The sequence below is a fragment of the Streptomyces sp. RLA123 genome (genome assembly GCF_056270165.1).
In genome coordinates this window covers 4,129,907-4,154,279 of the sequence record NZ_JBWDOR010000003.1, presented here as the reverse complement: position 1 = coordinate 4,154,279, position 24,373 = coordinate 4,129,907, and the positions used below count along the sequence as shown (strand labels likewise).

The window sequence follows — 24,373 nt, the reverse complement described above, 5'->3', positions numbered from 1 at the left end:
AGTTGGCCCCCATGGCTGCCGTTCTCACCGCTGTCCCGCTGATCGAGAAGCATCGCGAGACGCTCGACAAGGCCCTCGAGGCCATCCGCACTCGCGAGTACTGGTCTCCGTACCCCGAGCACCCCAAGGCATACGCCGACGCCGAGACCGGCAAGGCCGCGTTCGACGCACTCCACGGCACCCGCTTCGACCTGGGGCAGCCCGGCACCGACGGCTGGACCGGCGGCGAGCTCTCCCCGTACGGGATCGAGCTCGGCACGGAGTACCCGCATCCCGATGTGGACGTCCTGCTCCCCGCGATGCGGGCCGCCATGCCGGCCTGGCGCGAGGCGGGCCCCGAGACGCGCGCCCTGGTCTGCCTGGAGATCCTGGCGCGGATCAACGCGCGCACCACGGAGATGGCCCACGCGGTCATGCACACCTCCGGCCAGGCCTTCATGATGGCCTTCCAGGCGGGTGGCCCCCACGCCCAGGACCGCGGCCTGGAAGCCGTCGCGTACGCCTACGCCGAGCAGGTGCGCATCCCCGGCGCGGCCGAGTGGACCAAGCCGCAGGGCAAGCGGGACCCGCTGGTCCTGCGCAAGGCCTTCACGGCGGTGCCGCGCGGCGTCGCGCTCGTGATCGGCTGCAACACCTTCCCGACGTGGAACGGCTACCCGGGCCTGTTCGCCTCCCTGGCGACCGGCAACCCCGTGCTGGTCAAACCGCACCCGAGGGCCGTGCTGCCGCTCGCGCTGACCGTGCGCATCGCGCGCGAGGTGCTTGCCGAGACCGGGTTCGACCCGAACCTGGTGTGCCTGGCGGCCGAGCACCCCGGTGAGGGCCTCGCCAAGACCCTCGCCCTGCGGCCGGAGATCCGCATCATCGACTACACCGGCTCCACCGCCTTCGGTGACTGGCTGGAGGCCAACGCCCGCCAGGCGCAGGTCTACACCGAGAAGGCCGGCGTCAACACCGTCCTGATCGACTCCACGGACGACTACAAGGGCCTGCTGTCCAACCTGGCCTTCTCGCTGTCGCTCTACAGCGGCCAGATGTGCACCACCCCGCAGAATCTGCTCATCCCCCGCGACGGCGTGCAGACCGACGCGGGGCACAAGAGCTTCGACGAGGTGACGGCCGACCTCGCGGCGGCCGTCAGCGGTCTGCTCGGCGACGACGCCCGCGCCAACGCTCTGCTCGGCGCCCTGGTCAACCCCGACGTGAAGGCCCGGCTGGAGGCCGCCGCCTCGCTCGGCGAGGTCGCCCTCGCCTCGCGCGAGGTCGCCAACCCCGAGTTCCCCGGCGCCGTGGTCCGCACCCCGCTGATGGTCAAGCTGGACGGCGCCAAGCCGGACGACGAGGCCGCCTACATGTCGGAGTGCTTCGGCCCGGTGTCCTTCGCCGTGGCCATGGACTCCACGGACGACGCGCTGGAGCTCCTGCGGCGCACCGTCCGCGAGAAGGGCGCCATGACCGTCGGCGCGTACACGACCTCCCCCGAGGTGGAGCGGAAGGCCGAGGAGGTCTGCCTGGAGGAGGCCGCCCAGCTCTCCCTCAACCTGACCGGCGGGGTGTACGTCAACCAGACGGCCGCCTTCTCCGACTTCCACGGCTCGGGCGGCAACCCGGCCGCCAACGCCGCGCTGTGCGACGGTGCCTTCGTCGCGAACCGCTTCCGGGTCATCGAGGTCCGCCGCCCCGCCTGATCCGCGAGCCCCACCACTGCCCCGTCCGGAGGAGCCCTGTCACTCCGGACGGGGCTCCTTTGTGCGCGCGTGGTGCCGCGACGCCTTCGCGCGGTTACCGCACACCGCCATGGAGCACCAGCGGCGCCTGCGGTTCTGCGAGGTGTCGAAGAAGTGCAGGATGCACCGGTCGTGGGCGCAGGCCCGGATCCGCGCCGGATCGGCGGCCAGCAGCCCCAGGTAGTCGTCGACGGCGATCCACGGCGCACGCCAGACCGGGAGATCGGTCTCGACATCCTGCGCCGGACGCCCGTCGGGACCGACGAAACGCCGGACCCGGCCGTGGGCGAGCACGGCGTTCAGCCCGTCCAGCGCCTCCCGCGACGGCGCCCCGGGATCACGCACCGCCACCGCGAGTGCCTCACGGGCGGCGAGCAGGGACTCCAGCGCCGTCGCGTCGTCCGGACAGCGTCCCGCCAGTCCGTTCGCCTCCAGCCAGACCGTCAGGCCGCCAGGCCCGGTCAGCAGGTCCCGTACGTCGTCACCGGCCATCCACCGGGTGTTGAGGAGGTCGAGCGAGACGGGCTCACCCAGCAGCGGGCGCGGATCGATCACGGACGACATGGCCTCACTCTAACCCTTACCGGGTCTGATACCGGTTGACTCCTCCCAGGCTAACCCTTACATTCGTAAACAACGGTTAGCCTGAAGGTCGGGCCGCCACGACCGAGGGAGCCATCACCCCATGTCCACAGCCGCCGCACCCGCCACCCTGCGCACGGGCCACGTCGGCCTCAATGTCACGGACCTCGACCGCTCCGTCGCGTTCTACCGGCAGGTCTTCGGATTCGAGGCCGCCGAAGGGTCGGACGGGGACCGCCGCTGGGCGTTCCTGTCCCTGGGAGGCACCCTGGTGCTGACGCTGTGGCAGCAGAGCGAGGGCGACTTCGCCGCCTCCCGGCCGGGCCTTCACCACCTGTCCTTCCAGGTCGACTCGGTCGACGAGGTCCGCGCCGCCGAGGACGTACTGCGCGGGCTCGGCGCCTCCTTCGCCCACGAGGGCGTGGTCCCCCACCGGGAGGGCGGCTCGTCCGGCGGCATCTTCTTCTCCGACCCGGACGGCATCCGGCTGGAGATCTTCACCGGCTCCGGCGCCGACACCGCCCCCGCACCCCACGCGTCCGCCCCCACCTGCGGATTCTTCTAACCGCGCGGAGAGCGCACGCATACGTCCCGATCCGGCCCGCCCACCCCAGGAAGGACTCCACGCCATGGCGACAGCCCCGGTGAGCACGTACCACCCCGGCGAGCGGGCCGTACAGGCCCGCGCCGGCGTCCTCGTCCGCGCCGACCATGTGGGCCGCGGCATCCGTGACGACGTCCCGGCCGTCGCCGCGGACTTCCTGGAACAGCGCCGGATGATCGTCGTCGGCGCCGCCGACGCGCAGGGACGGCTGTGGGCCTCGCTGCTGACCGGGCCGCCCGGCTTCGTGCGCTCCCCCGACACGCACACGCTCAGCGTCGCGGCCCGGCCGCACCCCGACGACCCGCTGGCCGCGGCCCTGTCCGGTCCCGCCCGGGTCGGGCTCATCGCCGTCGAGCCGGAGACCCGGCGCCGCATGCGGGTCAACGGCAACGCCCGCCCGGACGGCGACGGCCTGCTGGTCCGCGCCGAGCAGGTGTACGCCAACTGCCCCAAGTACATCCAGCGACGGGAGCTGGACGCCGCTGGGCTGCCCCCGGCCACCGGCGGCAGGGCCACGCACGGCACCAGGCTGACCCCCGCCCAGCAGGACCGGATCCGCGCCGCGGACACCTTCTTCGTCGCGACGGCGGGCCCCGACGGTGCCGCCGACGCCTCCCATCGCGGTGGCAACCCCGGCTTCGTGAAGGTGACGGACGACCACCGGCTGCGCTGGCCGGACTACAGCGGCAACTCGATGTTCATGACGCTGGGCAACATCACCACCCGGCCCGCCACCGGTCTGCTCTTCCCCGACTGGCGGACCGGCGGCGTCCTCATGCTGACCGGCACCGCGCGCGTCGAATGGGACCGCGACCCCGACGGCGAGGACGGGCGCGGCGTGGACTTCACCGTCGCCGAGGTGGTCGAACTGCCCGGCCTCAGCACCCTGCGCTGGGGCGCCCCCGAGTTCTCACCGGCCAATCCGCCGGTCCGTGACGTCTGAGCGCTGCCCCTAGGCTGAGGCCATGAGCACGGACGACACCCGGCGGATCACCCGGGAATGGCGGGAGGCCGCCCCGGGGGCCGTCCTGCTGGACGGCTTCCACGCGCTGAAGCACGCGCTGCGCTTCGGGGCCCGGATCCACACCGTGCTCACGTCCGACAAGGCCGCGGTCCTGGCCCTGGCGGCCGATCTGGCCGAGGACGTCGCCCCGGCCGTCGACGCGCTGGCCGTCGAGGTCCCGGCCGCCGCCCTGCGCGAACTGGTGCCCCGGATCCACCCGACGGGCATCGCCGCCCTCGCCTCGCGCCCCGGCCGGGAGGCGAATCTGCGCATCCTGTCCGAGCGGCCCCGCCGGGCTCCCGTCGTCGTCCTCGACGGCCCGCGCAACCTCGGCAACGTCGGCGCCGTCATCCGCCTCGCGGCCGGCTTCGGCGCCACCGGCGTCGTCACGGTCGGCGGCCCCGACGACCTGGACCCCTGGCACCCGAATGTCGTCCGGGCCGGGGCGGGCCTGCACTACGCGACCGCGGTGGAGCGGCTGCCCCTCGACGCGCTGCCCCCGGGCCCGCTCTACGTGCTGGACCCCGAGGGCGACGACATCCGCCGCGTGCCCCTTCCCGACGACGCGCTGCTGGCCTTCGGCTCGGAGCGGCACGGGATCTCGCCGGACCTGCGGGCGCGGGCCAGCCGGCTGCTGGCCGTGCCGATGCGCCCCCAGGTCTCCAGCTTCAACCTCGCGACCACGGTCGGCATGGCCCTGTTCCACTGGCTGCCGGACACGGCCTTCGAGACCGCAGGCGTCACACCGGCAGGTCGGTAGCCGCGGGCTCCGCGCCCGGCTGCGCCGGCTCCCAGCCGGGTCCCGGCACCACGGGGCGCTCGCCGGCGTCACCGCGGCCGGCCGGTCCGCGGCGCACCACCCGGGCCACGCGGTCGCCCGCCCAGCGCAGGAAGCCCGTCGGCAGGAAGACCGCGTCGGCCGCGATCATCGCCATCGAGAAGAACGGCAGACCGAGGACGACGGCGATCGAGGCGTGCTCGACGATCATCAACGCGAGCAGCGCGTTCTTCACCCGGCGGTTGAAGAGGGTGAAGGGGAAGGCGACCTGGACGATCACCGTCCCGTACGTGATCACCATGACGATCAGGCCGCTGCTCGCCATGGCGTGCGACAGCTCCGGCCAGGGGCTGAAGTCGTCCAGGTGAAGCGGGTAGTACAGCGCGGTGCCGTCCTGCCAGCGCGACCCCTGGATCTTGTACCAGCCGGCGGTCGCGTAGATCAGGCACACCTCGACGACGACGACCAGCATCGCCGCATTGTGCGTGATGTTGGCGAACACGTCGAGGAGCGTGCGCGGCTCTCCGGGCGCATAGCGGCGCACCCCCCACCACGCCGCCTGGAGCAGCAGCACACCCCACAGGAACGGCGTCCAGCCGAGCCACGGCAGCATCCCGTCGACCCAGGTCAGACCGGTGCGGCCGAGCAGCTGGGCGATCAGGAGGAACAGGCCCAGGGCGGCCCACAGGGCGATCCCCGTGCCGTCACCGTCCCGCTCGTCCCGGCTCCGCGCACGACGGCGGGCGTCGAGCGACCACACCTGGCCGCAGCGGGTGAAGACCAGGTAGATCGCCATCAGGTGGACGACGTTGTCGCCGCCGTCCCCCATGAACACACTGCGGTTCTGCAGTGACAGCACGCCGACCATGAACAGCAGCGAGGCGGTCCGGGTGCGCCAGCCCAGCAGCAGCATGGCGCTCGCGGCGATGGCGGCGGCGTAGACGAACTCGAACCAGACCCTGCCGTCGCTCCACATCAGGACGGTGAAGGCGTGGTTGTCCGCAATCAGCCGGCTCGCCTGGGCGTAGCCCCACACGCCGTCGGGTCCGTAGAGCTCGTGGCGGTGCGGGAACTCGCGGAGCAGGAAGAGCAGCCAGGTCAGCGAGATGCCGATCCGGACGACCGCGCTCTGGTACGGGCCGATGGCGGTGCCGGTGACGCGGACGAGGGCGCGCGTCAGGCCGCGGTCGGCCGCGGTGGCCAGGCCCGTGAAGGGCGACGGAACCACGGCCGGGGCGGGTGCAGGAGCCGAGGTGGCGGAGGACAAGGGGGAGACGGAGGAGTCGGAGTGCTCCGGGGTGTTCACGGGCTCGATCACGACGCGTCCTCCTGTCCCGCAGCGGCGGCCTGGGCCTGGGCCTGGTCCTGCGGAGTGGCGATCCACCACGGGAGCACCTGGAAGCTGGTGCGTGTGTCGGTGTTCTCGGGGCTCCAGACGGGTGCCGCGACCGCTGTCGTGCCGGTGCGCACCTGGACCCGTTCCACGGCGCCGCCGTTGAGCCGGGGGCCGAACCGCCGCTCCACGATCCGCTGCAGATACTCCCGGCTGAGGTCGCCGCGCAGGCCGATCGGCTTGTTCTGGTCGCCGTGCGTGGTGCTGTAGAAGGTCCAGGCCCGGCGCAGCTCGTTCTGCTCGGTGTGGCTCGGGGCGATGTTGTGCCGGATCGCGGCGATGTCCATGGCCGTGAGGTCGACCCAGCCGGTGGTCTCCTCCGTGGCGTCGGGCTTGCGGACCCCGGCGCGCGCCCAGACGTGGATGTTCTGCTGGAGCGGGTTGGGCGCGAAGAGCTTCCAGTTCTGCTCGAACTCGGGGTAGACGTAGTCGCCGACCAGGTCGCCGTGCTGCTTGGAGAGCGTGTTCTGCGGGGCGACGTGCAGGAACACCATGAGGAGGTGCACGCAGACCCCGACCACCGCCGCTGCCAGCGCCAGCGCGACGGCGACCCGGGAGGGCCGCGACAGCGTGAATATCCCGGTCGCTCCCCCGGGCCCTTCGGGTGGCTCCATGGTGGTTCCCGCTCCTGTTCCCCATGCTTCGACATGCCCGGCGCATCCGGTGTGTCCGGCGTCCCGCTCGGTTCACTCAGCACGGAACGGTACTCATGCCACACGGCGGCGGTACAGCCATCCCGGTCTTCGGTACCGAGCCACGGCTCCCCGGCGCCCCGCGCACGCAGTTTTCCACAGGCCCCGCCCGGCCTTGACACCCTCCCGGGCACCCCCGAACATTGAACCGAACGATCGGTCGGTCGGGAGGAAGGGGCCTCGCATGACGACAGCGGCCGCGGCCGAGGAGAGCACGGAGACCGCCGAAACGGAATCCGGACTCCTCGCCGCATTCGACGCGGCGGTCGCCGCTGACGCGAGGATCGAGCCTCGCGACTGGATGCCGGACGCCTACCGGGCCACGCTGGTCCGGCAGATGGCACAGCACGCACACTCCGAGATCATCGGCATGCAGCCGGAGGCCAACTGGATCACCCGCGCGCCCTCCCTGCGGCGCAAGGCCATCCTCATGGCCAAGGTCCAGGACGAGGCCGGGCACGGCCTCTACCTCTACAGCGCGACCGAGACCCTCGGTGTCAGCCGCGACGAGCTGCTCGACAAGCTCCACGCAGGCCGACAGCGCTACTCCTCGATCTTCAACTACCCCACGCTCACGTGGGCCGACGTCGGCGCCATCGGCTGGCTCGTGGACGGCGCCGCGATCACCAACCAGGTGCCGCTGTGCCGCTGCTCCTACGGCCCGTACGCCCGCGCCATGATCCGCATCTGCAAGGAGGAGTCCTTCCACCAGCGCCAGGGGTACGAGCTGCTGCTCGCCCTCAGCAAGGGCACGGCCGAGCAGCACGCCATGGCCCAGGACGCCGTCGACCGCTGGTGGTGGCCCTCGCTGATGATGTTCGGCCCGCCGGACGGCGAGTCCGCCCACTCCGCCCAGTCCACGACGTGGAAGATCAAGCGGCACTCCAACGACGAGCTGCGCCAGCGCTTCGTGGACATCTGCGTCCCCCAGGCCGAGATCCTCGGCCTCACGCTCCCCGATCCCGACCTGCGGTGGAACGAGGAGCGCGGCTGCCATGACTACGGAGCCATCGACTGGACCGAGTTCCAGGAAGTCCTGCGCGGCAACGGGCCGTGCAACGAACAGCGCCTGACCCAGCGGCGTACCGCCCACGAAGAGGGCGCGTGGGTCCGCGAGGCAGCCGTCGCCCACGCGGCCAAGCAGCGAGCGGCCCGTCGTACGGCCGGGCACGAAGGGGGAGAGCGATGACGACCAGCGCCCAGGAGTGGCCGCTGTGGGAGGTCTTCGTCCGCAGCCGACGCGGACTGAGCCACACCCACGCCGGCAGCCTGCACGCCCCGGACGCCACCATGGCGCTGCGGCAGGCCCGCGATCTGTACACCCGGCGCAGCGAGGGCGTGTCCATCTGGGTGGTCCCGTCCACCGAGATCACCGCCTCCTCGCCCGACGAGAAGGACCCCTTCTTCGCCCCGTCCGCGGACAAGCCCTACCGGCACCCGACCTTCTACGAGATCCCCGAGGGAGTGGAGCACCTGTGAAGGCCGCACTCGTACTGGGGGACGACGCGCTGGTGCTCGCCCAGCGCCTGGGGGAGTGGGCGGGCTATGCCCCGGTCCTGGAGGAGGAGGTCGCCCTCGCCAACATCGGCCTCGACCTGCTCGGCCAGGCCCGCGTCCTGCTCTCCCTCGCCGGCGACGAGGACGAACTCGCCTACCTGCGCGAGGAGCGGGAGTTCCGCAACCTCCAGCTCGTCGAGCAGCCCAACGGCGACTTCGCCCATACCATCGCCCGCCAGCTCTACTTCTCCCTCCACCAGGAGCTGATGTACGGCGAACTGGCCCACGCCAAGGGCGGGCCCGAGGTGACCGGCCTGGCCGCGCTCGCCGGCAAGGCCGTCAAGGAGGTCGCGTACCACCGCGACCACGCCGTCCAGTGGACACTGCGCCTCGGCGACGGCACGGAGGAGAGCCACGCACGGATGCAGCGTGCCTTGGACTCCCTGTGGCGCTACACCGGCGAGATGTTCCAGCCCGTCGAAGGCTTGCCGGTGGCCCTCCCGGAACTGCGCGAACCCTGGCTCGCCGCCCTCTCCGACGTCCTCGGGCGGGCCACGCTGACCCTCCCCGAGGGCCCCAGCGTGACGCCCTGGTCCGCCGGGGCCGGCCGGCAGGGCGTCCACACCGAATCGTTCGGGCGGATGCTCGCGGAGATGCAGCACCTCCACCGCGCGCACCCGGGGGCGACATGGTGACCGCCGGGCTCAGCGCACTGGAGGCGGAGCTGCGCGCTGCCGTGGGCGCCGTCCCCGATCCCGAGCTGCCCGTCCTCACCCTCCAGGACCTCGGCATCCTCCGGGATGTGCACCTCACCGGCCCCGGCAGCGTCGAGGTCGAGCTGACGCCCACCTACACCGCCTGCCCCGCCCTGGACACCATGGCCGCGGACGTGACGCAGGTGCTGCGTGAGCGCGGCATGACCGAGGTGTCGGTCCGCACCGTGCTCTCACCGCCCTGGTCGACCGAAGCGATCACCGACGAGGGCCGCCGCAAGCTCGCCGCATACGGCATCGCTCCCCCGCGGACGGCCGCGTCCGGCGGCGGGCCGATACCGCTGGAGCTCGCGGTGCGCTGCCCGCACTGCGGCTCCCTCGACACCGTCCTGCTCAACCGCTTCTCCTCCACCTCGTGCAAGGCGCTGCGCCGCTGCGAGAGCTGTCGCGAGCCGTTCGACCACTTCAAGGAGCTGTAGATGGCACCCGTCCCCGGGGCGCATGGCGCCTTCCACCCGCTGCGGGTGGCCGAGGTCGACCGGCTCACGGACGACGCGGTGGCCGTCACCCTCGAAGTGCCCGAGGAACTCGGCGAGATCTACCGCTACACCCCCGGCCAGCACATCGCCCTGCGTCGCACGACCGACGGCGGCGAGATACGGCGGACGTACTCACTGTGCGACCCGGCGCCGCACGGGGCCGCACCACGCACCCTGCGGGTGGGCGTGCGGCTCGTGGAGGAGGGCGAGTTCTCGACCTTCGCCCACAAGGAACTCGCGGTGGGCGATGTCCTGGAGGCGATGAGCCCGGCCGGGCGCTTCGTCCTCCACCCGCGCCCAGGGCACTTCGCGGCGGTCGTGGGCGGCAGCGGGATCACCCCCGTGCTGTCGATCGCCTCCACGCTGCTGGCCCGTCAGCGGGATGCCCGGTTCTGCCTGATACGCAGCGACCGGACCGCGGCGTCCACGATGTTCCTCGAAGAGGTCGCCGACCTGAAGGACCGTTACCCGGACCGCTTCCAGCTGGTCACGGTGCTCTCCCGCGAGGAGCAGCAGGCGGGTCTGCCGTCCGGCCGGCTCGACGAGGAGCGGCTGACCGGTCTGCTGCCGTCCCTGCTGCCGGTCGAGCGGATCGACGGCTGGTTCCTGTGCGGGCCCTACGGGCTGGTGCAGGGCACCGAGCGGGCGCTGCGCGGCCTGGGGGTGGCCCGCGGCCGCATCCACGAGGAGATCTTCCACGTGGACGCCGCACCGGTGGCCGCCGCAATCGCCGGAGTCCCCGAGGGCGCCACCATACGGGCGACCCTCGACGGGCGGGCGGGCAGCTGGCCCTCGCAGGGCGGTGAGTCGGTGCTGGAGACGGTGCTCCGCAACCGGGCGGACGCGCCGTACGCCTGCAAGGGCGGGGTGTGCGGGACCTGCCGGTCCCGGCTGGTCTCGGGCGAGGTGCGGATGGACCGCAACTTCGCCCTGGAGCCCGAGGAGATCGAGGCGGGATACGTACTGGCCTGCCAGTCGCACCCGGTCACCTCCTCCGTGGAGGTGGACTTCGACGCCTGACCGAGCGCCCGGGCCGACCATCCGGCCGCAGGCTCAGAGCACGTAGGCCTGGTCGCCGCCGTCCGCCACCAGCGGACGGCCCGCGGCCTCCCAGCCGAGCATGCCGCCGTCGACGTTCACCGCGTCGATCCCCTGCGCGAGCAGGTACTGCGCGACCTGCGCCGAACGGCCGCCGACCCGGCACACCACGTGCACACGGCGGTCCTCCGGCAGCTCCGCGAGGCGGGCCACGACCTCACCCATGGGGATGTGCACCGCGCGCTCGGCGTGCCCGGCGTTCCACTCGTCGTGCTCCCGGACGTCCAGCAGGTAGCCGTCGGCCGGCACGTGGACGGGGTCCACCGCGGGCAGCTGGGCGTTGAACATGGGAAAGACTCCTTCGGATAGGGCGTGCGGTCCGACCGTACCCCGGACGCTACTCGGGGCTCTTCCCGGCCCGGACGAGCTCCGCGAGCCGTGCCTCGCGGTTGGCGACCTGGTTGAGCAGGCTCTCGGCGATCTCGTTCAGCAGGCTGTCCGGATCGTCCGGGGAGAGCTTCATCATCTGCGCGATCGCGCTTTCCTCCAGCTCCGCCGCCGAGGCGGCGAGCTGCTCCTTGCGCTGCGCCAGCCACTCCAGCCGGGCGTAGAGGACCTCGCCCTCGCTGGGCTGCTGCTCCTCCGGCACCGGACCGGCCTCCCACTCGGCCGCCAGCTCGCGCAGACGCTCCTCGTCGGCGTACGCGTACGCCTCGTTGACCCGGGCGATGAACTCGCTGCGGCGCTCCTGCTCCGCCTCGTCCTGCGCCAGGTCCGGGTGCGCCTTGCGGGCCAGCTCGCGGTAGAGGCGCTGCGCCTCCTTGCCGGGCCGGACCCGGCGCGGCGGGCTGGGGTCCTCGCTGGGGCGGACGCCGTCGGAGCCGAGCAGGCCCCCGAACAGTTCCTCGACCCCCGGCATGGGCATCACCAGGGCCCGGGCCTCCCAGGCGCGGCGAATGTCGTCCCGGTCGCCGCTCCTGGCCGCGACGGCCTCGGCGATCAGCGCGTCGAGCTCGTCGAGCCGGGCGTACATGGGCCCGAGCTTCTGGTGATGCAGCCGGGAGAAGTTCTCGACCTCCACCCGGAAGGTCTCCACCGCGATCTCGAACTCGATCAGTGCGCGCTCAGCGGCCCGCACGGCCTGCGCCAGCCGGTCCTGCGGATCGGAGGAGGCGTCGGCGGTCGTTTCAGTGCCGGAGGTTTTCTTCACCGGTCCAGCCTACGAGGCCGAACGGGTGGCGGTCACAAGGTCCGTGAGCCTACTCACGCCCCGCGTGCCCCGACAGTGCGCTCCTGTGCGCCCCGGCGCGCGCCCCGCGCACATGAGCGCACTCGGCCGCCCCCATCGATATCCCCGGAGACCGTGCCCCTGGACCGCCCTGAACCGCCCCCGACCGCCCCCGGACCACCCTGGTCAGCCCCTCCCGCCCACGAGCGCCCCCGCACCACCGCCTCAAACTCCGGTCTCCGCCGCGATCCGCCCCGCCCGTACCGCCGCCAGCAGCTCCGCGTGGTCCGCCTCCGTCCGGTCCGCGTACGCGACCGCGAACGACGCCACCGCCTCGTCCAGCTGCTCGCCCTTGCCGCAGTACGCAGCGATCAGCCGCGGGTCGGCGTTGTGCGCGTGCGCCCGGGCCAGCAGCGCCCCGGTCATCCGCGCGTAGTCGTCGATCAGCCCCGCTTGCAGCGACGCGGGGTCGACGCTGCCCTTGCGGTTGCGGAACTGCCGCACCTGGTAGGGCCGCCCTTCCACGTCCGCCCACCCCAGCAGGCTGTCGCTGACGACCTGCATCCGCTTCTGCCCCAGCACCACACGCCGTCCCTCGTGCCCGGCCACGGGCTTGTCGAAGCCGGCCCGCGCCAGGTGCGGCACGAGTACCGAGGGCCGCGCCTCCTTCACCTGAAGCACCAGCGGCTCCCCGTGGTGGTCCAGGAGCAGCACCACGTACGAGCGGGTGCCCACGCTCCCCGTCCCGACCACCCGGAACGCCACGTCGTGCACCGCGTACCGGGACAGCAGCGGCCGCCGGTCCTCGCCGACCGTGGCCAGATAGCCCTCCAGGGACAGGGCGCCCGCGACGGCCGCCGCCTCCGCGTCGGGCACCCGCCGCAGCACGGGAGGCGCGTCGACGAAGCGCCGTCCGCCGCCCCCGTCGGGCTCGGTGGCCCGGGCGGCGAACTTGGCGCTGGTGTTGCGCCGCGCCTTCTCGCCCACCCGGCTCAGTGTGCCGGCCAGGTCGCGGGCATCGGCGTGGGTGACCAGTTCCTCGTCGGCGATGGCGTGCCAGCCCTCCATCACCGGCAGTTTCGCCAGCAGCCGCATGGTGCGCCGGTACGCACCCACCGCGTCGAAGGCGGCGCCGCGGCAGATGTCCTCGTCCGCGCCGGCCTCGCGTCCGGCGAGCACGAGGGAGACGGCGAGCCGTTTGACGTCCCATTCCCAGGGGCCGTGCACGGTCTCGTCGAAGTCGTTGATGTCCATGACCAGGCGACCGCGGTGATCGCCGTACAGGCCGAAGTTGGCGGCGTGGGCGTCGCCGCAGATCTGGGTGCCGATGCCGGTGACCGGGGTGCCGGCCAGATCGCCGGCCATCAGTCCGGCAGAGCCGCGCAGGAACGCGAAGGGACTCGCGGCCATCCGCCCGACCCGCAGCGGCACGAGGCCGGGGATGCGCCCCTCGCCGGAGGCGAGCACCGATTCCACGGCCCCGTCCCGGCCGTCCTCGGGTGCGAGTTCGGCGTGCGACTCCCGCGGCACCCTCCGGCGCAGGGCCCGGCCCTCCTGCTTGGGGGCGCCGTCGTGCGGCCACCGCGCGAATCCCGGGATGTGCGGAATTCTGTGCTCCGCCTGCTGCACCTGCTCCACGCGTGTCTCCACCCCTTCGGGCCATGCCCGGTTGGTCACTCCTGGGGGCAATCTAGCCATTTACCGGACCGCGTCCGTTGTTTCATGCTTGCCTGAACACGAACGAACCGCCCCCGATTGCTCCTTCAGCCTTCCGCGCCGAACCGCAGCCGAACCGCAGGTACCCGACGTTGGATGAGATGACCAGGCTCCCTGCCACCGCCACCGCGCTCGCGGCCACGGGTGTTTCCGCCCTGCTGCGCCTCGCCGTCGTGTGTGTCGACCCCGACGGGGACATCTCGTACTGGAACCGCGGCGCCGAGGAACTCTTCGGGCACCGCTGGGAAGGCGTTTTCGGCCGCCCGTCGACCGGTCTGCTGCCCCACGCCCCGAGCGCCGCAGGGCCGTCCGGACCAGCGGCACGGCCCGGCCGGTCCATGGCCACCGGGCAGGACGTCCTGGAGCTGCTGGACGACCTCACGGAGCCCGCGTGGGCGGGCAGCCTGCCCGCCACCGACCGCGACGGCGCCGTCAAGGACGTGATGTGGTGGTCGTACCGGATCATGGAGCCGGCCGGCCGCAGCCTGCTGCTGATCGCCGCCAACGCCCGGCCGTTGCGCGACACCGGGCCCCGCCTGGCGCTCGGCGACCGCCTCCTGCCGTACACCGCCGACAGCTCGGCGCTGCGCGGTGGCGTCCGCGTCACCGCCCGCCTCGCCCCGGTCCCCGATCCCGGGCACGCCGGCCATCTGGCCGGCCGGCTCGGTTCGGTGCTGCCCCGGGTCAGCGCGGGCCGGCTGGAGCGGATCATGCAGCAGATCGTTCCCCTGGGATATCCGGCGGTGGAGGTGGACGGCACCCTGCCGCTGCCCGTCCTGCCGGAGGAGTACGAGGCCGGCGCGGTGCGGGCGGCGCCCGCCAACCCCGGCACCGGCCGCACGGCCCGGACGACCCGCCCGGCGTACCGCGAACTGCTCCCGGGCCCGCGCACCGACGGGACGCCGCCGGCGCTCGCCCCGGCGCTCACCCCCGGACATGTGCTGGACGAGCAGCTGGCGCTGATGCGCGAGACGGGTGCCAAGGTCGGTTCCACCCTCGACCTGGAGACGACGGCGCGGGAGCTGTGCTCGGTGACGGTGCCGCGGTTCGCCGATTTCGCGGCGGTGCTCGTCGTGGACCAGTTGTTCTCCGACACCGAGCTGCCCAAGGACGACCGGGCCGGGGACACGATCGTCGCCCGCCGGGTGGCGGTCGCGCACACCGCGGCGACCCCCGGCTCGTGGGCGGCCGCCCTGCCGGAGGGCGAGTTGATCCCGCTGCCCGCCGACAGCACCCCGCGCCTCGGGGAACCGCTGGTCGTGCCGGTGATCGACCCCGCGATCGCCCGCGACATCGCCCTGGACCTGGGCGTACCGGGGCTCGGGCCGCTGCTGCCGGATCGCTCGATGATCGTGGTGCCGCTGACGGCGCGCGGCACGGTGCTGGGCCGGATGTGCTTCCTGCGGCACCCGGGCCGGCGTCCCTTCGACGCCAAGGACGCCGCGACGGCCTCCGAGGTGGCCGCGCGCGGCGCCGTCCACCTGGACAACGCCCGGCTGCACCGGATGGAGTCGCGGGCCGCGGCCACGCTCCAGCGCAGCATGATGCCGACCCGCCCGCCGCGCCTGCCCGGTGTGCGGATCGCCCACCGCTACATGCCCGGTGACCGCCAGGCCCAGGTGGGCGGCGACTGGTTCGACGCCATCCAGCTGCCCGGCGGCCGGGTCGCGCTGATCGTGGGCGATGTGATGGGGCACGGCCTGCTGTCGGCCGCGGTGATGGGCCAGTTCCGGACCTCGGTGATCACGATGGCCGCGCTCGACCTGCCGCCCGCCCAGCTGCTGCGCCACCTGGACAACCTCGCCCACCGTCTCGGCGCCGAGCACCTGGCGACCTGCGTGTACGCGGTCTACGACCCGATCCACCGCACCCTGACCCTGGCCAACGCCGGTCACATCCCGCCGGTGCTGTCCCGGCACGACGGCCGCAGCGAGCTGCTGCAGATCCCCAAGGGCGCCCCGATCGGGGTGGGCGGCGTGCCCTTCGAGACGGTGGAGATCCCGGTCCCGGACGGCAGTTGGCTGGTCCTGTGCACGGACGGCCTGGTGGAGGTGCGCGGGCAGGGCATAGACGCCGGCCTGGCGGCGCTCTGCGCCAACGTCATCGAGCCGCAGCAGACCCCGGAGGACGTCTGCGAGCAGATCCTCAGCCGCGTCCACTCCGACGACCGGCGCGACGATGTGGCGCTGCTGGTCGCCAACTTCCAGGGCGTTCCGTCGCAGGACGTCGCCGAGTGGCAGCTGTCGATGGACCCGTCCGACGTCGGCAGGGCGCGGGCGCTCACCCGTGCGCAGCTGGCGGAGTGGGGCCTTGAGGGGCTCGGTGAGCTGACGGAGCTGCTGGTCAGCGAGCTGGTGACCAATGCGCTGCGGGCCGCGTCGCACGAGGTGTCGTTGCGGTTGATGCGGGTCGGCAAGCTGCTGGTCGAGGTGAGCGACGACGACCACAACCTGCCGCAGCTGCGCCGTGCGGACGCCGACGACGAAGAGGGCCGCGGGCTGGCCCTGGTGAGCAACCTCTCACGCCGCTGGGGCACCAGCCGCAAGGCCGTCGGCAAGGTCGTCTGGTTCGAGTTGCCGCTGCCCTCCTGAGCGGGCCGCCGACCTGCCCGGATCCTGGGCGGCGGCGATCAGCAGGCGCCGGATCCGAGCTCGCTGCAGGGGGACTCACCGGGCAGGTGGTTCTCGGCCCAGCGGCCGAGTTCGCCCAGGGCCGGGCCGAGGGCCTCGCCCGCCTCGGTCAGCCGGTAGCTGACCCGCAGCGGAGGCCCGGAATCCACCTCGCGGACCAGTAGCCCGGCCTCGGCCAGCTCCGTGAGCCGGTCGGAGAGCATGCGCTCGCTGATGCCGGGGATGGCCCGGCGCAGCTCGGCGAAGTAGGCCGGCCGCTGGGTGAGAACGGCCACGATCAGGCCGGTCCAGCGCTTCCCGAGGAGCCCGAACACGCGCGTCAGGCCGCTGTCCACGCGTGCGCACTGCTCGGGCGGATGGTCCGCCTGCTCGATCCCCTGTGCCATGCCCCCACGATACCGCCCTCGCCACTAGGGGCTGCAAAAAAGTAAGCTCCTGTGGAAGCAATAGCTACGCACTAAGTCATAGCTGCGAATCTTTCGTTCGAAGGGAAGTCAAAGGAAGTGAGCACCCCCATGCCCACGCTGCTGCACATCGACTCGTCCATCTGGCCCGCCGAGGGCTCCGCCTCCCGTGATGTCACCGCCACTTTCCGCAAGGAGTGGGAGGCCCAGCACCCGGGCGGCGAGGTGATCTACCGGGACCTTTCCGCCGAACCCGTGCCGCACATCGACGCCGCCGCCTACAGCGCGGGGTCCGAAAACCCGGTCCGGGGCGAGCTCGCCGACGAGCTGGAGCGCGCGGACGCCGTGCTGATCAGCGCGCCGATGTACAACTACACAATCCCGTCGACCCTCAAGGCATGGCTGGACCAGGTGATCATCCTGGGCCGCACCGCGGGTGAGCACCCCTCCGCGGCCGACACCCCGGTGGTGGTCGTCGCCAGCCGCGGCGGCGGTTACGGCCCGGGCACCCCGCGCGCCGACTTCGAGTTCGTCACCAACTACCTGGAGAAGGTGCTCACCACCGGCCTCGGCATCAAGGAACTGCACTTCATCGTTCCGGAGCTGACCCTGGCCCATGTCGTGCCCGCGATGGCCGGCCTGGTCGACCTCTCCGACGCATCCAGAGCCACCGCCCACGAGCAGGCCGGGGCCAAGGCCAAGGAGCTCGCCTCGCGCATCGCCGCCTGACCCGCTCCGCCCCGACCGACCGCGACACCCCCGAGCCGCGGTACCCCCCACACGCCGAAGGGCCGCGTGGCATCTGCCACGCGGCCCTTCGACAACACTTCCGTACGTGCGCCCGCGAGGGCGCGGGGCGTCAGAGGTTGACGCCGAAGTCCTGCGCGATGCCGCGAAGACCGGAGGCGTACCCCTGGCCGACGGCACGGAACTTCCACTCCGCGCCGTTGCGGTACAGCTCGCCGAAGACCATCGCGGTCTCGGTGGAGGCGTCCTCCGAGAGGTCGTAGCGGGCGAGCTCGTTGTTGTCGGCCTGGTTGACCACGCGGATGAACGCGTTGCGGACCTGGCCGAAGGACTGCTGACGGCTCTCGGCGTCGTAGATCGACACCGGGAAGACGATCTTCTCGACCTCGGCGGGGACCGTCGCCAGGTTGACCTTGACCTGCTCGTCGTCGCCCTCGCCCTCACCCGTGATGTTGTCGCCGGTGTGCTCCACCGAGCCCTCGGGGCTCTTGAGGTTGTTGAAGAAGATGAAGTGCTTGTCCGAGACGACCTTGTTGTCGGCGTTGACCAGCAGCGCGCTCGCGTCGAGGTCGAAGTCGGTGCCGGTGGTCGTGCGCGCGTCCCAGCCGAGACCGACGGTGACTGCGGTCAGTCCCGGGGCCTCCTTGGTCAGCGAGACATTGCCGCCCTTGGAAAGGCTGACACCCATGGGATCTCCCTGCTCAATCCGGCGCGGGCCGCGCCCCTTGACGATTCCTTTGCCCATCGCCTTCAACGGGCCGCTTCCCCCGCGGGTTCCCGGCGCGGCGCTGCTTCACCTGAGTGCCGCAGCCGGGCTCGTCACAGCGCCCGTACGCTCTCCAGTTCCGCCGCGAAGAGCACCGCGGGATCGAAGCCCATCCCGGCGAAGTGGCCGGCGAGCTCCAGGGAGAGCACGCCGTGCAGCCGCGTCCATACCGCCAGAGCACGGCGCAGCCCCGCCTCCGGGGCGGAGTGCCCGCCGGCCCACTCCCGGTGCGCGGCCAGGTGCTCGTCCAGGGCGGAGCGGGCCGGGCCGGGGGAGGCCGCGGGCGCCGCGGCGGGTGATTGGGCGCAGGCGTCGAGCAGCGTCGCCATGATCTCCCGGGCGATCCCGGTGACATCGTCGGGCGCCTGGTAGCCCGGCACGGGTGTGCCGTACACGAGGAAGTAGCGCTGCGGGTCCTCCAGGGCCCAGCGGCGCAGGGCGTGCGCCGGGCCGGACAGCCCCGGCTCCGCCCGCGCGGCGGCCGCGAAGGCGTCGGCGAGGCTGCGGTAGGCGTCCCGGATGAGCTCGGTGATCAGGTCGTCGCGGCCGGCGAAATAGCGATAGAGGGCCGGGCCGCTCATACCCATCTGCTTGGCGATCGCGTTGAGGGAGAGCGCCGAGGCCCCCGCGGCGGCGATCTGCTCCCAGGCACGTTCCTTGATCTCCGCGCGGACCTGGCTGCGGTACCGCTCCCGCGGGGTCGTCGTCCTCGGGTCCGCCATGATCCGCCGCCTTCCGTCCGTCACGCCGCCGGGCTATCCGTGCTATACCCGCACAGCGAAGTGAGAACCTATCACCCGCCAAGTGCCGCTCAGGCGGCGTCGGTGCGGAGGACGTCCAGCGCCAGCGTCAGGTCCACCAGGTCCCGGGGGTGGGCGAGCCGCCGCCCCGTGAGCAGTTCGAGGCGGCGCAGCCGGTTGAGCACGGTGTTGCGGTGGCAGTCCATGCGCTCCGCGGCGGTGCGCGGTGATCCCTCGCAGTCCATCCAGGCCGCGAACGTGCCCAGCAGGGAATCGCGTTCCTCGTCCGGCAGGTCCCGCAGCGGTCCGCGCACCCGGCCCGCCGGCTCACCGGCTCACCGGCTCACAGCCGGTCCGAGGCGACGAGGGCGTCCGGGATCCACTCCTCCCGGAGCACCACCTCCCCGTCGCGGGTGCAGGTGCGCAGGGCCGGTTCGGCGAGGTCCCGGGCGTGCGCGGCGTCGGCGAGCCGCACCACCTGGGGACTCAGGCCGGCCCGCGCCCCGTCCGGCACGCCGAGGCCGACGCGAAGTCGCCGATCGGCAGATCGCCCAGTTCGGCCAGGAGCACCTCGCCGCCCAGCGGGAAGGTGCGGCGCACCCAGACCCCGGTGGGTGTGCCGCTGCGCGCCGGGCCCGGCCGGGGGCGGCGCGAGGTGTTGCGCACGACGGCGACCACGAAGCGGCCGGTCTCCGGGAGGTCCAGTGCCCGCGCGGCCTCCGCGACGTCCGGCGGGCCCACCCGGCCGGCCAGCAGCGCCTCCAGCGCCCGGCGCCCGCGCTGGCGGTGGTGGGTCGCCTCGGCGCGGGCCCCGGCCGAGGGGGACGGGGGCGGACCGGTAGGAGGGGGCGCCCCGGGCCCCACCCGTGGGACGCGAGCCGGACAGGGCCGGAACCGGCCGGGTGACTCCACTCATTTCGAGATCGACCACGGTCGACGACAGACCGGACGGCCCGTCAAACGGCCAACGCGACAAGCGGGCCCCCTCGGTGACTTTCGCCACCGGCGAGACCCGCTTCATCTGTCCGTGGGGCACCGACGAAGCACACTGGCGCTACGGCCGGGATCTCGCCGGACACCTCGGCGGTGAAGAACCGGTCCGGGGTGGTCGGGGCCCATGCCCACCCCGGACACCTCGGCGGTGAAGAACCGGTCCGGGGTGGTCGGGGCCCATGCCCACCGCCGCGCCGCAGCCAGGAGCCCGCCCGGGTCGGGGAGTCGAGGTGGCCGCCGCAGCCGGCTGAGCAGGACATCGGTGCAGTCAGGCTTCAGGGCCCTGGATTCGCTCGAACCCCGCTCGATGGCCCTCAGACCATTCGGTGGGCCGCATCGTCTCCCCACTCACCTTCACGATGGTCCGCGTCCCGTGTGCATACGTGTTGCTGCCATCGCGGCTGCACACGCGGAAGCCGGTCGTTGCCGATGTGCTTCCCACCTGCCCGGTCCAGAGGTGGACGGCGATTGCCCCGTTGCCGGTCAAAGGAAGGTCGAAGACGATGGAGACCGCCTTCACGACGTAGAGGGTCGGCACGGCCTCGTCGGATGCCCCGAATCCCAGACTCAACGCGTATGTGTTCCAGGCGCGTTCGACCATCACGGTGTAACGGGAATTGTGCAGCATCCCGTACGCGTCGAGATCGTCGAAGTAGACATCCAGAGGCACCAGGACGCCGTAGTCGAAGGAATCGGATACGAGAGATGATGCACTGGCGTCAACCATGACGAAGTCCTTCGTGTGTCGGTTTCTGCTGTGGATAACCGCCTTGCGATCAACCCTCACCCCGCCGAAATATTCGATGCCGGCCCGGAAGACGCACACCCGCTGACAGGCTCCCCGGGGCATTACATTTTGTCCGCCCAGATCTGTCGGGACGCCGACACGGGGTCGGCTGCCACTGAGACGGGCACGTCCCAGATCTGCGTGAGCGCCTCACTCTTCCGGTACTGCGGCCAGCCGGGGTCGCCAGTGGCGGCGAAGGCCGTCAACGACCTGCGGAACTCCTCTGCCAGGCCGACAGCCTCCGGCGGGAGTGAGTCGCCGAAGAGCATGGCCGCCATCGGGCCGTGGAAGTTGCCGAATGCCAGCGGTACGTCGAGCAGGTGGCAAGCGCCGAGCGCCCCGCCGAACACCGGGGTCGGCCAGGTCACCTCATAACACCAACTGCGACCGGAGTGCTCTTGAGCGCACCACATCGATGGCATGCGGAAGAACGCGTCGGACTGGATGAGGATGTACAGATCGGCATCGGAGACGCCGGGGTACGCGGCTCGGTAGCCGTCGAGAGGAACGTCGTGCGCCGCCGCGACACCAGCGACGTCAATGGCGGACAGGTTTTCGTTCATCGCCATGGCGAAGAACCGGTACTCGTCACGGGCGAACCCGGTCATGAGGTCGACCTCCGCACGCAGGCCGCGCCAGGGCTGGTCACGCACCACATCCCCATCCACCACCAGTCCGTAGGGAGTGACCTCGCCCTCCCTGGACTGCACGGCGTGGATCGCCTCGGACGCCACGCCCGCGAAGGCCTCGGAAGTAAGCGGGACACCGAGCGCCGCCGCGATCCGCTCCGCCGTGTCGCGCGCCCGTTCTTCAGGCAGGAAAGCCGCTGTGACGCTCTGCCCAATGGCCCGGCCGAACAGCCCGCGGCCGGCCTCGGCGGCCGTCAGCGCCGCCACGGCGCTGCCTCCCGCCGACTGCCCGAAGATCGTCACGTTGCCCGGGGCCCCGCCGAAGCGCGCTATGTTCTCCTGCACCCAGCGCAGGGCCGCGAGCTGGTCGAGCAGTGCCCGGTTCTGCGGCGCGTCCGGCAGCCAGCCCAAGCCCTCGAAGCCCGTGCGGTAGTTCAAGGTCACCAGCACGACGCCCGAGCGGGCCAGGTTCGCGCCATCGAACTCGGGCTGGCTCGCGGAGCCGAAAATGAACGCTCCCCCATAAAGCCAGACCATCACCGGGAGACCGGCTGCCCCGGGATCGGGCGTCCAGACATTCACGGTGAGGCAGTCGGCATCGTCACCCGGCTGCCACAGCGCCGGCAAAGGAGGCATCTGGGCCTGCGGGGGCGAGGCGCTGAAAGCGGAACCGTCGAGGACACCGTCCCACGGCTGCGGCTGCTGCGGTGCCTGGAAACGCCCGGGGCCGTCGAGAGGCGCGGCGTACGGAATGCCCCTGAACACGCTGACACCCTTGTCCGTTACGCCTCGCACGGCGCCCTGGATCGTTTGCACGATGATGTTTTCCATGCTGAAGCCCGGCTCCGCTCTCCATTGGAATACGAACGTCCGGATGCTACCTCCGGGCCGGCGGGCAGCAAAAACCTTTCATTGAATGAAAGTTCGGCTCAGCATCCCGAGTCGCGGAGCCGGCGTACACGGTCTCCGCGTTCGTGTTGGCCTTTCCACCGCAGCCCCTCGTTCCGATTGCCCATCCAAATTGCCCATCCGAATTGCCCATCCGAAACGACGGCTGCCGTTCGCCGATCGGCGCGCCCGGATCGTTCAATGGAGAGACCGGATTCAACGATGTTTCGTACAGGGGACGGGGGGCTTGAGTGCAACCAACAGCCCTGGAAAGCCGCCACTTGGAAGACTGACCGGGACGTTTTCCACAACAGGAGCCGCTGACGGGTCCGCTGCGAGCACCGTGCGCAAAGACCGAGCCGGAGCCGAGGACCCTCCCAGCACCCAGGCCGCGCCCGTGGTCCGAGCCGGGCGGGGTCCGGGGTCTTGCCGGCGGCCGACTTGGCCGATGAGAGGCGCGGAGCCCCCGTCACTCCTGGGAGCTTGCCGTCCAGGTGCCGGCAGGTGCTGCTCACCCGAGTCGGGGGCTGCGGTCGCGCCCAGCGGCGGACGCGAAGCGCGGCCGCCTGGACGGCGGTTCAGGACAGGGGTTGAGGACTGCCCCGGTGTGTCGGTGTCAGTTGCGGAGGAAGTCCAGAGCCTGCTGCACGAACATCCCGTGGTACTGGAAGATGCCGCCGTGGCCGGAGTCGGGGTAGACGGCGAGCTTCGCGTCGGGGAGCAGCTGGGCGAGGCGGAGGGTGCCGGCCGCTGTGGGCCACATCGTGTCGTTGTCGCCGTTGACGACGAGTGCGGGCTGCTTCACGGCTGCCAGGCCGGCCGGCGAGGTGTCCTGCTCCCACGTGGTGAGCGCGGCGAGCTGGGCGCCGATGGCCTCGTTGGAGATCTGGGTGTCGCGGTCGTCGGCGGTGCGCTGGTCCAGGCGGGCGAGGAAGGAGTCCGCGGCTGCCTGGCCGGCCTGCGACGGCTCGAAGAACAGGAAGTGCTTGGGGTGCTTGCCCTGCTCGGTCGCCTTCTGGATTGCTGCCTGGAGCGTGGCGCCGGTGGCAGCCGGACCCTGGGCGCCGGCGGGCGCCGTGGCGGCCAGGATGATCCGGCGGACGCGGTCGGGGTACTGCTGGACGACGACCTGGGCGACGATGCCGCCCAGGGAGTAGCCGAGCAGGTCGACTGCCTCCAGGCCGAGGGCGTCCAGGAAGGCGACGGTGTCGTCGGCCATCGCCTCGAAGGTGTCGGGGGTGGTCCCGCCGGAGCGGCCGACCCCGCGCAGGTCGACCAGGATGACGCGCCGCTCGGCTGCCAGGCCGTCGACGACGGCGGGGTCCCAGTCGTCCAGCACCGCGGTCACGTGGTGCAGGAGGACCAGCGGAACGCCTTCGCCCGTGCCCACCTCGCGGTAGGCGAACGGGGTCCCTGCGACGTCAACGGTCCTGGTCGGAGCAGAAGTTGCGGTTGCTGCGGACATGGTGGAGTCCTTCCCTCGTCATCGGTGCCGGCAGAGGGCTGCCCGGCATCCATAGAATAGCGCTCGTTATATAACGACCGCTACTCTATACCTGTAGGAGTTCAAGACCCACACGGCAGGAGCGGAAGGGAACCGGGGTATGAGGTACTCCAAAGACCACAAGGCGCACGCCAAGGCGGCCATCCTGCGGGAAGCCTCCGGCACGCTGAAGGAGAAGGGCTTCCACGCCGTCGGGGTCGACACACTGGCCGCCGCGGCCAACGTCACCTCAGGGGCCATCTACTCCAACTTCGCGGGCAAGGAAGGACTGCTCGAAGAGGTCGTCGCCGCCGAACTGGGCCTTCAGTTCGCCGGCATCGCCGACCCCGACCCCGCCGAACGACGCCGCCGGCTCGCCGACGTACTCCGCCTCTACCTCAGCGACCTGCACCGCACCGATCCCGCCGGCGGCTGCGTGATGCCGTCCCTGAGCGCCGACGTCGCACGGGCGGGCGATTCCGTCCACGAGACCTACGGCCGCCACATGGCCGACCTGGTCGCCACCCTGGCTCCCGCCATGCACGGCACGCCCGGGGAACAGACCAAGCAGGCCTGGACCATGATCGCCTCCATCGTCGGCGCGGTCACTGTGGCCCGTGCGCTCCCCCCGGGCGCGGACGCCCGGGCCGTCCTCGATGCCACCTTGGAAACCCTCATGCGGGCCCTCGCCGACGACCGCTGAACCCGCCCCTGCGCGATCCGGCCTCGGACGGCATCCATGACGCCGCCCGACGCCGGAACGGAGCCCGGAAGCCACCCAAGTCCCGCTGTATCT

At 71.9% G+C, this 24,373-nt stretch carries 27 protein-coding genes; 12 read left to right on the top strand and 15 right to left on the bottom strand.

The genetic code is table 11. From position 1 onward, the window contains the following. Window positions 1-11: 11 nt before the first annotated feature. Window positions 12-1,688: a phenylacetic acid degradation protein PaaN gene (paaN, locus tag RV983_RS18825; RefSeq protein ID WP_475986923.1), complete on the top strand. Its 1,677-nt coding sequence runs from the start codon at window positions 12-14 to the stop codon at window positions 1,686-1,688. A gap of 39 nt (window positions 1,689-1,727) precedes the next feature. Here paaN and RV983_RS18820 read toward each other — a convergent pair whose 3' ends face one another. Further along, complete coding sequence (locus RV983_RS18820) at window positions 1,728-2,291, bottom strand: CGNR zinc finger domain-containing protein (RefSeq protein WP_475986922.1); 564 nt, start codon at window positions 2,289-2,291, stop codon at window positions 1,728-1,730. A gap of 121 nt (window positions 2,292-2,412) precedes the next feature. Here RV983_RS18820 and RV983_RS18815 point away from each other — a divergent pair, with 121 nt between their 5' ends. The 3 genes from RV983_RS18815 (at window position 2,413) to RV983_RS18805 (ending at window position 4,676) form a co-directional block, all read left to right on the top strand. Further along, window positions 2,413-2,874, top strand: a complete 462-nt coding sequence (locus tag RV983_RS18815; protein WP_475986921.1) for a VOC family protein — start codon at window positions 2,413-2,415, stop codon at window positions 2,872-2,874. Between the two features lie 64 nt (window positions 2,875-2,938). Next, window positions 2,939-3,856, top strand: coding sequence for a pyridoxamine 5'-phosphate oxidase family protein (locus RV983_RS18810; protein ID WP_475986920.1), 918 nt, complete (start codon window positions 2,939-2,941; stop codon window positions 3,854-3,856). A gap of 22 nt (window positions 3,857-3,878) precedes the next feature. Beyond that, on the top strand, window positions 3,879-4,676 hold the full coding sequence (locus tag RV983_RS18805; protein ID WP_475986919.1) for a TrmH family RNA methyltransferase: 798 nt from the start codon (window positions 3,879-3,881) through the stop codon (window positions 4,674-4,676). On the opposite strand, the gene RV983_RS18800 is transcribed toward RV983_RS18805, so the two are convergent. Continuing rightward, window positions 4,657-6,009, bottom strand: a complete 1,353-nt coding sequence (locus RV983_RS18800) for an HTTM domain-containing protein (RefSeq protein WP_475990372.1) — start codon at window positions 6,007-6,009, stop codon at window positions 4,657-4,659. The two genes, RV983_RS18805 and RV983_RS18800, sit on opposite strands and share 20 nt — an antisense overlap. Beyond that, complete coding sequence (locus RV983_RS18795; RefSeq protein WP_475986918.1) at window positions 6,009-6,701, bottom strand: DUF5819 family protein; 693 nt, start codon at window positions 6,699-6,701, stop codon at window positions 6,009-6,011. Before RV983_RS18795 ends, RV983_RS18800 begins: the two co-directional genes overlap by 1 nt. A gap of 262 nt (window positions 6,702-6,963) precedes the next feature. Here RV983_RS18795 and paaA point away from each other — a divergent pair, with 262 nt between their 5' ends. Genes paaA through RV983_RS18770 form a run of 5 tightly spaced genes read left to right on the top strand, consistent with a single transcriptional unit; the run spans window position 6,964 to window position 10,548 of the window. Continuing rightward, window positions 6,964-7,968 (top strand): 1,2-phenylacetyl-CoA epoxidase subunit PaaA, encoded by a 1,005-nt coding sequence (paaA, locus tag RV983_RS18790; RefSeq protein WP_475986917.1) that lies wholly within the window; start codon window positions 6,964-6,966, stop codon window positions 7,966-7,968. Next, on the top strand, window positions 7,965-8,258 hold the full coding sequence (gene paaB, locus RV983_RS18785; protein WP_475986916.1) for a 1,2-phenylacetyl-CoA epoxidase subunit PaaB: 294 nt from the start codon (window positions 7,965-7,967) through the stop codon (window positions 8,256-8,258). Before paaA ends, paaB begins: the two co-directional genes overlap by 4 nt. Beyond that, on the top strand, window positions 8,255-8,971 hold the full coding sequence (gene paaC / locus RV983_RS18780) for a 1,2-phenylacetyl-CoA epoxidase subunit PaaC (protein WP_475986915.1): 717 nt from the start codon (window positions 8,255-8,257) through the stop codon (window positions 8,969-8,971). Before paaB ends, paaC begins: the two co-directional genes overlap by 4 nt. Then, on the top strand, window positions 8,965-9,468 hold the full coding sequence (gene paaD / locus RV983_RS18775; RefSeq protein WP_475986914.1) for a 1,2-phenylacetyl-CoA epoxidase subunit PaaD: 504 nt from the start codon (window positions 8,965-8,967) through the stop codon (window positions 9,466-9,468). The genes paaC and paaD overlap by 7 nt, the downstream gene beginning before the upstream one ends. Next, the gene (locus RV983_RS18770) at window positions 9,469-10,548 is read left to right on the top strand and encodes a 2Fe-2S iron-sulfur cluster-binding protein (protein ID WP_475986913.1); all 1,080 of its coding nucleotides are present in this window, start codon (window positions 9,469-9,471) and stop codon (window positions 10,546-10,548) included. 33 nt (window positions 10,549-10,581) lie between these two features. Here the strand turns inward: RV983_RS18770 and RV983_RS18765 are convergent, their stop codons facing one another. From RV983_RS18765 to RV983_RS18755, 3 genes are all read right to left on the bottom strand, one after another. Then, window positions 10,582-10,914 (bottom strand): rhodanese-like domain-containing protein, encoded by a 333-nt coding sequence (locus RV983_RS18765; RefSeq protein WP_475986912.1) that lies wholly within the window; start codon window positions 10,912-10,914, stop codon window positions 10,582-10,584. Window positions 10,915-10,963: 49 nt separating this feature from the next. Further along, complete coding sequence (locus RV983_RS18760; RefSeq protein ID WP_475986911.1) at window positions 10,964-11,776, bottom strand: hypothetical protein; 813 nt, start codon at window positions 11,774-11,776, stop codon at window positions 10,964-10,966. 243 nt (window positions 11,777-12,019) lie between these two features. After that, window positions 12,020-13,492 carry a DUF2252 domain-containing protein gene (locus RV983_RS18755; RefSeq protein ID WP_475986910.1) on the bottom strand — a complete coding sequence of 491 codons (1,473 nt, stop codon included), beginning with the start codon at window positions 13,490-13,492 and terminating at the stop codon, window positions 12,020-12,022. A 119-nt stretch (window positions 13,493-13,611) separates the two neighbouring features. Between RV983_RS18755 and RV983_RS18750 the strand changes: the two genes are divergently transcribed. Further along, window positions 13,612-16,101: an ATP-binding SpoIIE family protein phosphatase gene (locus tag RV983_RS18750; protein ID WP_475986909.1), complete on the top strand. Its 2,490-nt coding sequence runs from the start codon at window positions 13,612-13,614 to the stop codon at window positions 16,099-16,101. 38 nt (window positions 16,102-16,139) lie between these two features. Here the strand turns inward: RV983_RS18750 and RV983_RS18745 are convergent, their stop codons facing one another. Continuing rightward, window positions 16,140-16,526: a winged helix-turn-helix transcriptional regulator gene (locus tag RV983_RS18745; RefSeq protein ID WP_475986908.1), complete on the bottom strand. Its 387-nt coding sequence runs from the start codon at window positions 16,524-16,526 to the stop codon at window positions 16,140-16,142. A gap of 129 nt (window positions 16,527-16,655) precedes the next feature. Between RV983_RS18745 and RV983_RS18740 the strand changes: the two genes are divergently transcribed. Continuing rightward, window positions 16,656-17,273 (top strand): FMN-dependent NADH-azoreductase, encoded by a 618-nt coding sequence (locus RV983_RS18740; RefSeq protein WP_475990371.1) that lies wholly within the window; start codon window positions 16,656-16,658, stop codon window positions 17,271-17,273. A 130-nt stretch (window positions 17,274-17,403) separates the two neighbouring features. On the opposite strand, the gene RV983_RS18735 is transcribed toward RV983_RS18740, so the two are convergent. The 8 genes from RV983_RS18735 to RV983_RS18700 all read right to left on the bottom strand — a co-directional run bounded on the left by RV983_RS18735 (window position 17,404) and on the right by RV983_RS18700 (window position 23,559). Next, window positions 17,404-17,979 (bottom strand): TerD family protein, encoded by a 576-nt coding sequence (locus RV983_RS18735; protein ID WP_475986907.1) that lies wholly within the window; start codon window positions 17,977-17,979, stop codon window positions 17,404-17,406. 131 nt (window positions 17,980-18,110) lie between these two features. Further along, on the bottom strand, window positions 18,111-18,779 hold the full coding sequence (locus tag RV983_RS18730; RefSeq protein ID WP_475986906.1) for a TetR/AcrR family transcriptional regulator: 669 nt from the start codon (window positions 18,777-18,779) through the stop codon (window positions 18,111-18,113). Between the two features lie 89 nt (window positions 18,780-18,868). Beyond that, window positions 18,869-19,111, bottom strand: a complete 243-nt coding sequence (locus RV983_RS18725) for a helix-turn-helix domain-containing protein (protein WP_475986905.1) — start codon at window positions 19,109-19,111, stop codon at window positions 18,869-18,871. A gap of 29 nt (window positions 19,112-19,140) precedes the next feature. Then, on the bottom strand, window positions 19,141-19,275 hold the full coding sequence (locus RV983_RS18720) for a hypothetical protein (protein WP_475986904.1): 135 nt from the start codon (window positions 19,273-19,275) through the stop codon (window positions 19,141-19,143). A gap of 8 nt (window positions 19,276-19,283) precedes the next feature. Then, entirely contained in the window at window positions 19,284-19,661 is a 378-nt protein-coding gene (locus RV983_RS18715) for a hypothetical protein (RefSeq protein WP_475986903.1), read from the bottom strand. A 397-nt stretch (window positions 19,662-20,058) separates the two neighbouring features. Further along, a complete protein-coding gene (locus RV983_RS18710) occupies window positions 20,059-20,517 on the bottom strand; it encodes an acyl-CoA thioesterase (protein WP_475986902.1) in 459 nt (152 codons plus the stop codon). A 122-nt stretch (window positions 20,518-20,639) separates the two neighbouring features. After that, the gene (locus RV983_RS18705) at window positions 20,640-22,037 is read right to left on the bottom strand and encodes a carboxylesterase/lipase family protein (RefSeq protein ID WP_475986901.1); all 1,398 of its coding nucleotides are present in this window, start codon (window positions 22,035-22,037) and stop codon (window positions 20,640-20,642) included. Between the two features lie 673 nt (window positions 22,038-22,710). Next, window positions 22,711-23,559, bottom strand: a complete 849-nt coding sequence (locus RV983_RS18700) for an alpha/beta fold hydrolase (protein WP_475986900.1) — start codon at window positions 23,557-23,559, stop codon at window positions 22,711-22,713. 139 nt (window positions 23,560-23,698) lie between these two features. Between RV983_RS18700 and RV983_RS18695 the strand changes: the two genes are divergently transcribed. Next, entirely contained in the window at window positions 23,699-24,280 is a 582-nt protein-coding gene (locus RV983_RS18695) for a TetR/AcrR family transcriptional regulator (protein WP_475986899.1), read from the top strand. Window positions 24,281-24,373 lie beyond the last annotated feature (93 nt).

Coding starts and splice junctions, on each gene's coding strand:
- RV983_RS18755 (WP_475986910.1), bottom strand. CDS start 13,492: ATGGCTAGATTGCCCCCAGGAGTGACCAACCGGGCATGGCCCGAAGGG.
- RV983_RS18795 (WP_475986918.1), bottom strand. CDS start 6,701: ATGGAGCCACCCGAAGGGCCCGGGGGAGCGACCGGGATATTCACGCTG.
- RV983_RS18815 (WP_475986921.1), top strand. CDS start 2,413: ATGTCCACAGCCGCCGCACCCGCCACCCTGCGCACGGGCCACGTCGGC.
- RV983_RS18770 (WP_475986913.1), top strand. CDS start 9,469: ATGGCACCCGTCCCCGGGGCGCATGGCGCCTTCCACCCGCTGCGGGTG.
- RV983_RS18820 (WP_475986922.1), bottom strand. CDS start 2,291: ATGTCGTCCGTGATCGATCCGCGCCCGCTGCTGGGTGAGCCCGTCTCG.
- RV983_RS18740 (WP_475990371.1), top strand. CDS start 16,656: ATGCCCACGCTGCTGCACATCGACTCGTCCATCTGGCCCGCCGAGGGC.
- RV983_RS18730 (WP_475986906.1), bottom strand. CDS start 18,779: ATGGCGGACCCGAGGACGACGACCCCGCGGGAGCGGTACCGCAGCCAG.
- RV983_RS18705 (WP_475986901.1), bottom strand. CDS start 22,037: ATGGAAAACATCATCGTGCAAACGATCCAGGGCGCCGTGCGAGGCGTA.
- RV983_RS18700 (WP_475986900.1), bottom strand. CDS start 23,559: ATGTCCGCAGCAACCGCAACTTCTGCTCCGACCAGGACCGTTGACGTC.
- RV983_RS18810 (WP_475986920.1), top strand. CDS start 2,939: ATGGCGACAGCCCCGGTGAGCACGTACCACCCCGGCGAGCGGGCCGTA.
- RV983_RS18750 (WP_475986909.1), top strand. CDS start 13,612: ATGACCAGGCTCCCTGCCACCGCCACCGCGCTCGCGGCCACGGGTGTT.
- RV983_RS18745 (WP_475986908.1), bottom strand. CDS start 16,526: ATGGCACAGGGGATCGAGCAGGCGGACCATCCGCCCGAGCAGTGCGCA.
- RV983_RS18735 (WP_475986907.1), bottom strand. CDS start 17,979: ATGGGTGTCAGCCTTTCCAAGGGCGGCAATGTCTCGCTGACCAAGGAG.
- paaN (WP_475986923.1), top strand. CDS start 12: ATGGCTGCCGTTCTCACCGCTGTCCCGCTGATCGAGAAGCATCGCGAG.
- RV983_RS18710 (WP_475986902.1), bottom strand. CDS start 20,517: ATGGTTGACGCCAGTGCATCATCTCTCGTATCCGATTCCTTCGACTAC.
- RV983_RS18765 (WP_475986912.1), bottom strand. CDS start 10,914: ATGTTCAACGCCCAGCTGCCCGCGGTGGACCCCGTCCACGTGCCGGCC.
- RV983_RS18805 (WP_475986919.1), top strand. CDS start 3,879: ATGAGCACGGACGACACCCGGCGGATCACCCGGGAATGGCGGGAGGCC.
- RV983_RS18695 (WP_475986899.1), top strand. CDS start 23,699: ATGAGGTACTCCAAAGACCACAAGGCGCACGCCAAGGCGGCCATCCTG.
- paaD (WP_475986914.1), top strand. CDS start 8,965: ATGGTGACCGCCGGGCTCAGCGCACTGGAGGCGGAGCTGCGCGCTGCC.
- paaB (WP_475986916.1), top strand. CDS start 7,965: ATGACGACCAGCGCCCAGGAGTGGCCGCTGTGGGAGGTCTTCGTCCGC.
- paaA (WP_475986917.1), top strand. CDS start 6,964: ATGACGACAGCGGCCGCGGCCGAGGAGAGCACGGAGACCGCCGAAACG.